Annotated in this window: 11 protein-coding genes; 9 read left to right on the plus strand and 2 right to left on the minus strand. The window is 70.9% G+C overall.

Features of this window, described 5'->3' with window-relative positions; translation table 11 throughout:
• The first annotated feature begins 57 nt into the window (after nucleotides 1-57).
• Nucleotides 58-954 (plus strand): LysR family transcriptional regulator ArgP, encoded by an 897-nt coding sequence (locus FDO65_RS20030; RefSeq protein ID WP_137451480.1) that lies wholly within the window; start codon nucleotides 58-60, stop codon nucleotides 952-954.
• 78 nt (nucleotides 955-1,032) lie between these two features.
• Here the strand turns inward: FDO65_RS20030 and pdxY are convergent, their stop codons facing one another.
• Entirely contained in the window at nucleotides 1,033-1,929 is an 897-nt protein-coding gene (gene pdxY / locus FDO65_RS20035) for a pyridoxal kinase PdxY (RefSeq protein ID WP_137451481.1), read from the minus strand.
• A 129-nt stretch (nucleotides 1,930-2,058) separates the two neighbouring features.
• On the opposite strand from pdxY, the gene deoC reads away from it, so the two are divergent.
• The 3 genes from deoC (at nucleotide 2,059) to FDO65_RS20050 (ending at nucleotide 5,305) form a co-directional block, all read left to right on the plus strand.
• The gene (gene deoC, locus FDO65_RS20040; protein ID WP_240757740.1) at nucleotides 2,059-2,781 is read left to right on the plus strand and encodes a deoxyribose-phosphate aldolase; all 723 of its coding nucleotides are present in this window, start codon (nucleotides 2,059-2,061) and stop codon (nucleotides 2,779-2,781) included.
• Nucleotides 2,782-2,987: 206 nt separating this feature from the next.
• Nucleotides 2,988-4,241: an acyl-CoA dehydrogenase family protein gene (locus FDO65_RS20045; protein ID WP_137451482.1), complete on the plus strand. Its 1,254-nt coding sequence runs from the start codon at nucleotides 2,988-2,990 to the stop codon at nucleotides 4,239-4,241.
• Nucleotides 4,242-4,270: 29 nt separating this feature from the next.
• The gene (locus tag FDO65_RS20050) at nucleotides 4,271-5,305 is read left to right on the plus strand and encodes an AraC-like ligand-binding domain-containing protein (protein WP_137451483.1); all 1,035 of its coding nucleotides are present in this window, start codon (nucleotides 4,271-4,273) and stop codon (nucleotides 5,303-5,305) included.
• On the opposite strand, the gene FDO65_RS20055 is transcribed toward FDO65_RS20050, so the two are convergent.
• Nucleotides 5,306-6,205 (minus strand): LysR family transcriptional regulator, encoded by a 900-nt coding sequence (locus tag FDO65_RS20055; RefSeq protein WP_137451484.1) that lies wholly within the window; start codon nucleotides 6,203-6,205, stop codon nucleotides 5,306-5,308. It abuts the gene before it with no gap.
• Nucleotides 6,206-6,372: 167 nt separating this feature from the next.
• Between FDO65_RS20055 and mmsB the strand changes: the two genes are divergently transcribed.
• From mmsB to FDO65_RS20080, 5 genes are all read left to right on the plus strand, one after another.
• Nucleotides 6,373-7,296 carry a 3-hydroxyisobutyrate dehydrogenase gene (gene mmsB / locus FDO65_RS20060; protein ID WP_137451485.1) on the plus strand — a complete coding sequence of 308 codons (924 nt, stop codon included), beginning with the start codon at nucleotides 6,373-6,375 and terminating at the stop codon, nucleotides 7,294-7,296.
• The gene (locus FDO65_RS20065; RefSeq protein WP_137451486.1) at nucleotides 7,293-8,777 is read left to right on the plus strand and encodes an aldehyde dehydrogenase family protein; all 1,485 of its coding nucleotides are present in this window, start codon (nucleotides 7,293-7,295) and stop codon (nucleotides 8,775-8,777) included. The genes mmsB and FDO65_RS20065 overlap by 4 nt, the downstream gene beginning before the upstream one ends.
• 120 nt (nucleotides 8,778-8,897) lie before the next feature.
• Nucleotides 8,898-10,037: an acyl-CoA dehydrogenase family protein gene (locus tag FDO65_RS20070; RefSeq protein WP_137451487.1), complete on the plus strand. Its 1,140-nt coding sequence runs from the start codon at nucleotides 8,898-8,900 to the stop codon at nucleotides 10,035-10,037.
• On the plus strand, nucleotides 10,034-11,143 hold the full coding sequence (locus FDO65_RS20075) for an enoyl-CoA hydratase/isomerase family protein (RefSeq protein ID WP_137451488.1): 1,110 nt from the start codon (nucleotides 10,034-10,036) through the stop codon (nucleotides 11,141-11,143). The genes FDO65_RS20070 and FDO65_RS20075 overlap by 4 nt, the downstream gene beginning before the upstream one ends.
• 7 nt (nucleotides 11,144-11,150) lie before the next feature.
• On the plus strand, nucleotides 11,151-11,936 hold the full coding sequence (locus tag FDO65_RS20080; protein WP_137451489.1) for an enoyl-CoA hydratase: 786 nt from the start codon (nucleotides 11,151-11,153) through the stop codon (nucleotides 11,934-11,936).
• Nucleotides 11,937-11,975 lie beyond the last annotated feature (39 nt).

The raw sequence follows: 11,975 nt of genomic DNA on the forward strand, positions 1-11,975 counted from the left end.
CCGGTCCAGCTCAGGATTCTTCAGGATCTGAAGCCGAGCTTCACCTAGCCTGAGGGGGTGGATCTGGACCTGGCCCAGTTGCGAGCGCTCGGCGCCATCGCCGAGGCGGGCACGCTGGACGGCGCGGCGCGGGCCCTGCACCTCACGCCGTCCGCGATCAGCCAGCGTCTGAAGGCGTTGGAGGCCACGGCCGGTCGGGTGCTGCTGGTCCGCAGCAAACCGGTCCGCCTGACCCCGTCCGGGGAGGCGATGGTGCGGCTGGCCCGGCAGGTCGACCTGCTGGCGGGCGACACCGCCGCACTGCTCGGCGCCGACGACGCGCCCGGTCGGCCGCCGTCACTACCGCTGGCCGTCAACGCCGACTCCTTGGCCACCTGGATCCTGCCCACACTCGGTCCCCTGGCCTCGGAGATCTGCTTCGATCTGCGGAGCGACGACGAATCCCACACCGCCGAGCTGCTTCGTGACGGCACGGTGATGGCCGCGGTCACCACGCAGGCCGACCCCGTTCCCGGCTGTTCGGTGATCCGTCTCGGTTCGCTGCGGTACCGGCCGGTGGCCGCGCCGACCTTCGTCGATCGCTGGTTCGCCGATGGCGTCACCCGCGCCGCACTGGCCGAGGCGCCCCTGCTGATCTTCGACCGCAAGGACACCCTGCAGCACCGTTACCTGCAGCGGCGGGTACGGACGGGTGCCGGGCAGCCGCTCGACCCGCCCATCCACGCCGTCCCCGCGTCGTCGGAGTTCATGGCCGCCGTCGCCGCCGGCTTCGGGTGGGGTCTGCTGCCGCGCCAACAGAGCGCCGAGCTGCTCGCCCGCGGCGAACTCGTCGAATTCGACGCGGATCGTGGTATCGACGTCGTCCTCTTCTGGCAGCAGTGGAAGCTGCGGTCCCCGGCCCTGGACCGGGTCGCCGCCGCCGTCCGCGAAGGGGCGACGCGGTACCTGGACTGACCCCGGCCGGGGCCGAGAACGTGGTGCTTCAGCAGCTCAGACAGCTGCCCCGGCACCACTCGCCGCAACGCCGGACGGTCAGCGGATGCGGCGCACCGGGAAACGGGCCGACGGGTGGGCGATCTGGTCCTGGGCGGCGATGAGCTGGATCTCGCGGGTCCCGGCCTCCCGGGTGGCGTCGAGGATGTCGAAGACGGTGGACGCCACCCGGGCGAGGGCGGTCTCGACCCCGGCGGACAGGTGGGCGAGGAAGACGGCGGCGGTGACATCGCCGGCGCCATTGACCGAGAGGGGCAGCCGGGGAGTGGCCACCTCGAAGGCGCCGGTGTCGTCGACGGCGATGAGGCCGATCTCGTCGTCGGCCACTCCGGCGTGCTCCACGGAGGTCACCAGTACGGTCGACGGGCCGAGCGCCCGGACGGCGTCGACCGCGGCCAGGACTCCTTCGATGGTGCGCACCGACTCGTGCACCCGGATCTGCTCGTCGGTGGTCGGGGTGGCTGTCGGGTCGATCCCGGACGCGAGGAAGGACAGCTCGTAGGCGTTGGGGGTGACGACGTCGGCGGCCGGGACCACGGTGGTGCGGATCAGTTCGGGCAGACCGGGCAGCACGAACATGCCGCGGCCGACGTCGCCCATCACCGGGTCGCAGCAGTACCGGACCGTCGGGTTCAGTTCACGCAGGTGGGTCAGGGTCTGCAGGACGACCTCGGCGACCCCGGGGGACCCCAGGTATCCGGTCAGCAACGCATCGGCCGTGCCGAGCGCCCCGCGGTCCTCGATACCGGCGATCACCTCGGCGACCATGGCCGGCTCGAAGACCTGCCCGCGCCATGCGCCGTAGCCGGTGTGGTTGGAGAACTGGACGGTCGAGACGGGCCACACCTCGTGCCCCAGACGCTGCAACGGGAACACCGCCGCGCTGTTGCCCACGTGCCCGTAGGCGACCGACGACTGAATGGACAGGATCCGCATGACCGGGACCTTAGCCCGGACCGCCCCCGGGCTGGTCGCGTGCCAGACTGTCCGCCGGGCCGGACACTGGGGACGACCCGACCATGGGTGCGCCCGCACCGGCAGTCAGGACTCCGGGAGGACCACACCGTGTCCGAGGATGCCTCCGCTTCGGCCCGGCTGCTGCCCCGCGAGCAACTGGCCGGACGTATCCAGCACACGCTCATCGGCCAGGCCATCACCGAGAACCGGGTGCGTCAGCACGTCCGCGAGGTGGCCGAGTACGGCTTCGACGCCGCCTACGTCCCGCCGTGCTGGGTCGGGGCGGCCCGCGACGAGCTGCGGCGCAGCGGCGGCTCGGCCCGTATCGGGTCGATGATCGACTATCCGTACGGGGCGGCGCCGACCGCATCCCGGGTGGCCGAGGTGCGGGCCCTCATCGACGCCGGTGCGGACGAACTGGACCTCACCGTCAACGTGTCCCTGCTGTTGTCCAGCCGTCGGCCCGAGTTCGCGGCCGACCTCGCCGCGGTCGTTCAGGCCGCGGCCCCGGTCGGCATCAAGATGCTGCTGGAACTCCCCCTGCTCGATCCGCGGCAACGGGAGATCGCGGTAGGGACCGCGGTCGAGTCGGGTGCGGCGTTCGTGGCGCCCGCTTCCAGTGGATCGGTCGGCTTCGCCGATCCGGCGACGATCGCCTACCTGCGGGCGGCCGTGCCGACGTCCGTGGGCGTCAAGGCATCCGGCGGGGTGAAGACGGTCGAGCAGGTCCGCGACCTGCTGGCCGCCGGTGCCGACCTGATCGGCACGTCGGCCGGGGTGGCCATCGTCTCCGGGCGACGCGTGACCAGCGGGACGTTGTACTCGTACTGAGCTGCGATGGACGGACCGTCGCTCTGCGGGGTCGGTGCAGCGCGGTGCGTCGTCGTGGTCCGGCGGCCTGGGGTGTCGATCACAACGCTGCGCGCTGGTTCCAGTCGGTTGCATTCTCGTCCTCGCGGTCACACCGGGCGCGTTCCAGGATCTCCGGAAACCGAAAGCCTGCCGCCGGGCGGCAGGCCGGCCCGGAGGAGAATGCCATGGCCATTGATTTCACTCTCAGCGAGGCCGAACTCGGCCTGAAGAAGCAGGCAAGGGAATTCGCCGACACGGTGCTGTCGCAGGTGACGCCGGCGCTGGCCGGAATGACCGATCCACTTGACCGATTCCGGGCCCTGAAGCCGTTCTATCAGCAGATGGTCGACGCCGGATTCGTCAAGGGGCTCGTCCCGGCCGAAGACGGGGGTCACCGGTTCACCAATCTCCAGTTCGCCCTGGCCTGCGAGGAGCTGGCCCGCGTCGAGATCAACACGCCCACCGCCATCCTCGGTACCGGCCTCGGCCTGTACCCGATCGTCAAGGCGGGCACCCCGGAGCAACGGGAGCGCTTCTTCGCGCCGTTCCTGGACGGCAGTCCGGCGCTGGGGGCCATCGCCTTCACCGAATACGCCGGCGGGGCCAACTTCGACCATCCGGACCCGGCGTACGGCGTGCAGACCTTCGCGGTGCAGGACGGTGACGAGTGGGTCATCAACGGCCGGAAGGCGTACACCACCAACGCTTCTGGCTGGGATGACGAGGGCGCCGACCTGATCAGCGTGGTCTGTCGCACCGACCCCAGCAAGCCGCCGAGCGAGTCGCTGGCGATCATCGTCGTCGAGAAGGGCACCCCTGGCCTGGAGGTCAGCGGAATCATCGACACCTGGGGTCACCTGGCCACGAACTCCCCGGTGGTGGAACTGAAGGACGTGCGTGTCCCGCTGTCCAACATGATCGGCCGGCCCGGCGACGGGATGGCGCTGACCAAGGGCGCGTTCTCGTGGACGTGCTCGAGCATCGCCGCCGCCGCGGTAGGCCGGATGCGGGCCGCGTTCGACATCGCCTACGAATTCACCCGCACCGAGAAGCGGTCCGGGTCGGTCCCGGTGCTGGAGCACCAGAACGCCGGCTACATGCTGGCGGACATCAAGACGCGCATCGAGGTCGGCCGCTATTTCGCGTGGAAGGCCGCGCACCAGTTCGATGTCACGGGCGGTCTGGACCGAGAGCTGTCCAACATGTCCAAGATCTACAATTCGGAATTGTCCGTCCAGACGGTGTACGACGCGATGCGACTGGTCGGCGTCGACGCCTACGGCGACCGGACGGCCATGGGGCCGATCATGCAGGACGTGTTGTGTCTTCCCGTCTACGACGGGGGCAACATGGGGGTGCGACGCCGCCATCTCCACGAGATGCTGCTGAACCCGAATTACGACCCGCTGGCCGCCGGCGAGGGCCGCGTCTCGGCCTGACGTGGCTCCGGACAGGGAGGTGAGGTGACGTGACCGCGATCGAGCGATCGTCCCCTGGATCCCTGCGCCGGTGGCAGACGGACGACAAGCCACCCGCCGAGCAGTACGCGTACTGGCGTGAGGTGGTGTGCGCGGCCTTCACCACGCTGAACCCGGCCGCCCGGGGGGCCGGCCGCGACCGATGGGATCGGCCGGGCCTCCCGGGGTGGGTGGACAGTCTGCCCATCGGATCGACCAACGCGGCCGAGGTGGAGTCCTGCGAACAGCAGTTGCGCCACGGTCGCGCCCAGGTCGCCGCCATGGACCATCCGGTGCTGTTCATCAACCTGCAGCTCCGGGGCCGGTCGGTGGTGTCCCAGGACGGTCGGACCTGCCTGTCGGGTCCCGGCACGTTTTCGCTGGTCGACGCGTCCCGACCGTTCACTCTCGACTACCTCGAGTCGTGGCGGACCGTCTCCTTCCGTCTGCCGCTGGAGGCGGCGGGGGGTCTGACCTCCCCCGGCCGGTCGTTGACCGCGCGGACCTTCTCCGCCTCGCACGGGATGGGCCGGGTGCTCACCCAGACGATGCGTTCGCTGTGGACGGAGGGACCGCACCTCACCTCGGAGGCCGCAGCCGCGGGGTCCGCGGCCATCTGTGCGCTGGCGTCGGCCCTGGACGGGTCGGCGGTCGAGGACGACCACACCAGCATCGCCGAGAGCATCCGGCGGAGCATCGACGACTACGTCGAACTGAACATCGAGTACGCCGACGTGCGCCCGGAGGCGGTGGCCCGGAACTTCGGGATCTCGGTACGTCGACTCCATCAGTTGTACGAGGACGGGCCGTGCACGTTCGGGCAGATGGTGATGTCGACGCGGGCCCGGTACTGCGCCGACATGCTCGCCGCCGAACCGCACGTCTCCCTGACCGAGGCGGCCGCGCGGTGGGGGTTCAGCGACCTGTCCCACATGAACCGCGTCTTCCGACGCCTCTTCGGCCATTCGGCGTCGGAGCTCCGGGGTCGGCGGGTCGCCCCGATCGCTCCGTCGCCCGGGCCCGACGGTCCGAGCCTCCCGGTCTGATCAGGTCGCCATCAGCTCGTGGCGACGGTCGGCGACCTCGCGCTGCAGCATCTGCAGGACGGCGGTGGCTGCCGACCGTCGGAGTGCGCGCGGTGCCAGGGCGACACGGAACTGCAGGGCGATGTCGACCTGGTCGGCCAGCACGCGCCGCAGCGTCGGCCGCCGGACGGCCAGGAAATGGGGCAGCACCCCGATCCCGCCGCCCGCGACCGTCGCTTCCAGCTGGGCGTACACGCTCGTGGAACCGATGTCGGGGGTCCCGCCGGACAGGAAGCGATCGAGCAGGTCGAGATCGTCGACCCGCAGCAACGAGTCGACGTAGTAGACGAGGGAGTGCCCGGCCAGGTCCTCCCGCGACTGCGGGTGTCCCGCGGCGGCGAGGTACTCGTCGGTGGCGTACAGCCCCAGTGAGTACGGGGTGAGCAGGTGGGTCCGCACCCGCGGGGAGGCGGGCAGTCCGACGCCGACCTCGATGTCGGACCCGACCCCCTGGACCAGAGGCCGGGTCGCGGTCACCACCTCGATGCGGAGTTTCGGATGGGCCCGGCGCAGGCGGGCGGCCAGCGGGGCCACGAAGCAGGAGCCGAACCCCTCGGGGGCGGCCACCCGCACCATCCCGGTCAGGGTGGAAGGCGGGTCGTGCGGGGACGTGGCCCGCCGGGTGACGTCCGCCATGGTCCGTTCGATGCGTTCGGCGCTCTCCAGCAGGTCCAGTCCGAGGTCGGTGAGGGTGCAGCCGCCGGGTGTGCGGATGACGACCGGCCCGCCGAGGTCGCGTTCCAGGGCGGTGATGCGCCGCGAGACGGTCGTGTGCTCGACCCCGAGCGCCGCACCGACGGCCGCGAACGACCCGTAGCGGGCGACCTCCAACAGCAGGAGCAGATCGTCGGGACGGGTCATCCGTGTCACCTCGCCTTGAGGCTCGTCGGGGGCGATGGGTGTGCATCGTTGCACAGGCGGCGTGCAGCTTCGCCGCTGGACGGCGTCGCACTCCGGGAGTGGACTGTCAGCGGCGGCGCCGCTCGGCGGCGCCTCTTCCCCGGTCATCGACGACAGAGGAGCTGGCGATGAAGGTCGCGTGGATCGGTCTGGGCAACATGGGTACACCGATGGCCGCGAATCTGGTCCGGGCCGGCCACCAGGTCGTGGGATTCGACCTGGTCGAGGGGGCCCGCGCCCGCGCGGCGGGACTCGGCGTCATCGTCGCCACCGGCGCCGCCCAGGCGGTCGCCGACGCCGAGGTCGTCTTCACCATGCTCCCGGCCGGCCGGTTCGTGCGGTCGGCCCTGCTCGATCCCGGTGGCGTGCTCGACCACCTCGCCCCCGGCAGCGTCGTCGTGGACAGCTCGACCATCGACATCGCGACCGCCCGGGAGCTGCACGAGCAGGTGACCGCCCGGGGGTTCCGCTTCCTGGACGCCCCGGTGTCCGGCGGCGTCTTCGGTGCCGAGGCGGGGAAGCTCACCTTCATGGTCGGCGGGTCGGACGAAACGCTCGCGCTGGTCGCCGATGTCATCGACGCGATGGCCGGCCGGGTCTTCCACGCCGGCGGTCCCGGCAGCGGGCAGTCGGCCAAGCTGGCGAACAACATGATGCTCGCCATCAACACGGCCGGGCTGGCCGAAGGGGCCGTGCTCGCGCAACGGCTGGGCCTGGACGCCCGGACCTTCTACGACATCGCCACGGTCTCCTCGGGCGACAGCTGGCCGCTGCGGAACTGGTACCCGGTGCCCGGAGTGGTCGAGACCGCCGCAGTGAACCGCGATTTCGACGGCGGCTTCGCCGTGACCCTGATGAGCAAGGACCTGGGCCTGGCCCTTCAGGCCGGCCGCGAGACCGCGACCGACCTGCCGCTGGCCGAACAGGTGATGGGCCAGTTGGCGAGCCTGATCGAGCTGGGCTGGGGCGGCAAGGACACCGCATCGCTGGTCAAGCTCGTCGACGGCTCGCTCGGCCCGGCCGCTTCTTCCGACAGCGAGGACAACCGATGACGATCGCCCCCCTCCCCCCGGTGGCCGATCATCCGATGATCATCGACGGCCAGCCGGTGGCGGCCGGCAGCGGTGAGTGGGCGGACGTCCACTGCCCGGGCCGGCGCGGCACGGTGCTGGGTCGGGTGCCCCGGGCGGACCAGGCCGACGTCGACCGGGCCGTGGCCGCCGCGCACCGGGCCCTGCCCGGCTGGCGCGACCTGCACTTCAAGGACCGGCAGATCGCGCTGCTCCGGATCGCCGACGCCCTGCAGGACGCGGCCGAGGAACTGGCGGTGCTGACGGCGGCCGACACCGGCAACGCGATCCGTCCGCAGGCGCGGCCGGAGTCGCAGACCCTGGTCAACCTGTTCCGATACTTCGGCGGCGTCGCCGGCGAGTTCAAGGGCACCGTGCTGCCGGCCGGCGCCGACCAGTTGCAGTACACCCGGCGGGAACCGCTGGGCGTCCTGGCCGGGATCCTGCCGTGGAACTCGCCGCTGATGATCGCCGGAATGAAGGTGCCGGCCGCGCTCGCCGCGGGCAACAGCATCGTGCTCAAGCCGGCCGAGGACGCCCCGCTGACGATCATCCGGATGGTGGAGATCGCCAACCGGTTCCTGCCTCCCGGGGTGCTCACCGTCGTCACCGGCCGCGGTTCGGTGGTCGGGGAGGCCCTGGTCCGGCATCCGGACGTGCACAAGGTCTCGTTCACCGGCTCGACGGAGATCGGCCGGCACGTCGCGGCGGTCACCGGTGAACGGATCGCGCACACCTCCCTGGAGCTGGGCGGGAAGTCCCCGACGATCGTGTTCCCGGACGCGGCGGCCGACGACCGGCTGGCCGAGACCGTCGAGGGTGTGCTGCTGGGCATGCGCTTCACCCGGCAGGGCCAGTCCTGCACCGCCGGGTCGCGGTTGTTCGTGCACGCCGACGTCTACGACAGAGTGCTCGACGCGGTGGCCGCGCGGGCCGCCGAGCTGGTGGTCGGGGACCCGCTGGACGACGCGACCGACATGGGTGCGCTGATCAACGAGAAGCAGTACCGCTCGGTCCTGGACTACGTGCGGGACGGACGGGCGCAACCCGGGGTCCGGGTCGCCCTGGAGGGTGGGCCGTACCGGGCCGAGGGGCTGGACGGCTGGTACCAGTCGCCGACCATCCTTGGAGGCGTGGACAACACCTGGCGGATCGCCCGTGAGGAGGTCTTCGGGCCGGTGCTGGTGGCGATCCCGTGGACCGACCGGGACGAGGTCGTGCGGATGGCCAACGACTCGCACTACGGGTTGGCCGCCTACATCTGGTCGCGGGACCTGACGGCCGCGCTGGACACCGCGCACCGTATCGAGTCGGGCTGGGTGCAGGTCAACCAGGGCGGCGGACAGGTGATCGGCCAGTCCTACGGGGGCTACAAGCAGTCCGGTATCGGCCGGGAGTTCTCGCTCGAGGGCGCGATCGAGGGCTTCACCCAGACCAAGCAGATCAACGTCCGCCTGGGCTGACGGTCGGTCACCGCCCTGTCCGGGCTGTGACCGGTGCCGCTGCCCTCACAACCTTGCGAACAATTGCTCGGACATCCGATAATCGGAGAGCCGAGCAACAAGCCACCACCGGAGGTAGCCGTGTGTGAACTGTCCGAGGACCAGCAGGCGCTGGCGGAGGTCGCCCGGCAGTTCGCGGACGAGTTCCTCGCCCCGAACGCGATCGAGTGGGACCGCACCAAGCACTTCCCCGTGGACGTGCTGCGCAAGGCGGGGGAGCTCGGCATGGGCGGTATGTACGTGCGGGAAGACGTCGGGGGATCGGGTCTGACCCGATTGGACGCGGCGCTGGTCATCGAGTCGCTCGCCACCGGATGCCCGTCGATCGCCAGCTACGTCTCGATCCACAACATGGTCGCCTGGATGATCGACAAGTACGGCACCCCGGCGCAGCGTCAGCAGTACCTCCCGTCGTTGACGACGATGGCGGACCTCGGCTCCTACTGCCTCACCGAGCCCGGGGCCGGTTCCGACGCCGCCGCGCTCAGTACGCGGGCGGTCCGCGACGGCGACGACTACGTCCTCAACGGGGTCAAGCAGTTCATCTCCGGGGCCGGGAGCACTCAGGTCTACGTGGTGATGGCCCGCACCTCCGCCGACGGAGCCGATGGCATCACCGCGTTCATCGTCGAGAACGGTTCCGCTGGTCTGTCTTTCGGTCCCAACGAGGTCAAGATGGGCTGGAACGCGCAGCCCACCCGTCAGGTTGTCATGGAGGACGTCCGGGTCCCCGCGGCCAACCGGCTCGGCGACGAGGGGCAGGGTTTCCGCATCGCGATGAGCGGCCTGAACGGCGGGCGGGTCAACATCGCGGCCAGCTCGCTGGGCGGCGCTCAGGCCGCCCTGGAGAAGGCGATCCGCTACACCGCCGAACGTCGCGCGTTCGGCCGGACCATCGACCAGTTCCAGGTCGTGCAGTTCGAACTCGCCGGGATGGCGACCAAGCTGGAGGCCGCGCGACTGCTCGTCCGCCACGCCGCGAGCGCCATCGACGGCGCGCACGCCGACGTCATCTCGCGGTGTGCCATGGCCAAACAGTTCGCCACCGACGTCGGCTTCGAGGTGGCCAACGCCGCGCTCCAGTTGCACGGCGGCTACGGCTATCTCGCCGAGTACGGCGTCGAGAAGATCGTGCGCGACCTGCGCGTGCACCAGATCCTCGAGGGGACCAACGAGATCATGAAGGTCGTCGTCTCGCGGGGCCTGGTCGGTGCCCGATGACCGCGACCACCGCCATCGCCCCGAACGGCACCACACCGGCGTCCGCCGATGCTTCGGTCCTGATCCGCGTCGACCGCGGCATCGGGCGGATCACCCTGAACCGCCCGCGGCAGCTCAACGCGATCAACCACGAGATGGTCCACACCATCACGGCCGCGTTGCAGGAGTGGGCGGCCGACCGGGACGTCACCGCGGTCGTCATCGACGGCGCCGGTGAACGGGGCCTGTGCGCGGGCGGCGACATCAAGGCGATCCACGCGGACGCGCTGGCCGGCACGGGGACGTCCATCGACTACTGGCGGGACGAGTACCGGCTGAACGTGCTGATCTCACGGTTCCCCCGCCCGGTGCTCGCGCTGATGGACGGGATCGTGATGGGCGGCGGCGTGGGCATCTCGGCGCACGCCGGGCACCGGGTCGTGACCGAACGGTCCCGCGTCGGCATGCCCGAGGTGGGCATCGGCGTCATCCCGGACGTCGGCGGCACCTGGCTGCTGTCGCGGACGCCCGGGCAGCTGGGTCTGCACCTCGGATTGACCGGGCAACCCATGTCCGGGGCCGACGCGCTCCTCGCCGGGTTCGCCGACCACTTCGTCCCCGCCGACGATCTCGGCGCCCTGACCGACGCGGTCGCCGAGGACGGGGTCGAGGCGGCGCTGGCGGCCTTCGCCCAGCACCCACCGGCCAGCGCACTGGCAGCTGAACGGGAGTGGATCGACCGGTGCTACGTCGGCCGCGACGTCGCCGACATCCTGGACCGCCTGGACCGCGAGGCGAACCCCGCCGCCGCCCGGGACGCCGCCGCGATCCGGTCGGCCAGCCCCACCTCGGTGACGGTCGCGCTGCGGGCCATCCGGGGGGCCGGCGCCCGCACCCTGGACGAGGCCATCGAGGTCGAGTTCGCGCTGATGGGCCACGCGTTGCGGCAGCCGGACCTGGTGGAGGGCATCCGCGCCCAGGTCGTGGACAAGGACCGGAACCCGCAATGGCGACCCGCCACGCTGGACGCGGTGGGTTCGGTCGACCATTGGTTCACGGCCCCGGCCACGGAACCCGTCTTCCCGTGGTCGGGCCTGCCGTCCGTGTCCCGTCCGACAGCGAAGTAGGAGCCCCATGACCGAGTACGAGACGATTCTGGTGTCGCGGCCCTCCCAGGCGCCGCGGGTCGCGCTCATCACCCTGAACCGCCCGAAGGCCCTGAACGCCCTCAACCGGCAGCTCATGCTCGAACTCGTCGGCGCGGTCACCGAGCTGGACCGCGACCCCGATGTCGGGGCAGTCGTCATCACCGGCTCCGAGCGGGCGTTCGCGGCGGGCGCGGACATCCGGGAGATGCAGCCGCAGGGTTTCCCGGGGGTCTACGTCGACGACCTGTTCCGTGAGTGGGACCGGCTGGCCGACGTCCGCATCCCCCTCGTCGCGGCGGTCGCCGGGCACGCCCTCGGCGGTGGCTGCGAACTGGCCATGCTGTGTGACATCCTGCTGGCCGCCGACAACGCGACATTCGGCCAGCCCGAGATCCGGCTCGGCGTTATCCCGGGCATCGGCGGGTCACAGCGGCTGACCCGGGCGGTGGGCAAGGCCAAGGCCATGGACCTGGTGCTCACCGGCCGGACGATGGGCGTCGAGGAGGCCGAGCGCAGCGGCTTGGTCTCCCGGATCGTGCCGCTGGCCGATCTGCTGGACGAGGCGCTGAAGACGGCGGCCACCATCGCCGGCTACAGCTCGCCGGTCGTCTCGATGGCCAAGGAAGCCGTGAACCGTTCGTACGAAACGACTCTCGCCGAAGGTATCCGCTTCGAGCGGCGCGTGTTCCACAGCATCTTCGCGACCGCCGACCAGAAGGAAGGCATGGCCGCGTTCGTCGAGAAGCGCGCCGCCGACTTCACCCACTCGTAGCCGGTGCGGGCGGGCGCCCCCACCGATATTCGATCGCCG

This window comes from Nakamurella flava, assembly GCF_005298075.1.
GTDB lineage: Bacteria > Actinomycetota > Actinomycetes > Mycobacteriales > Nakamurellaceae > Nakamurella > Nakamurella flava.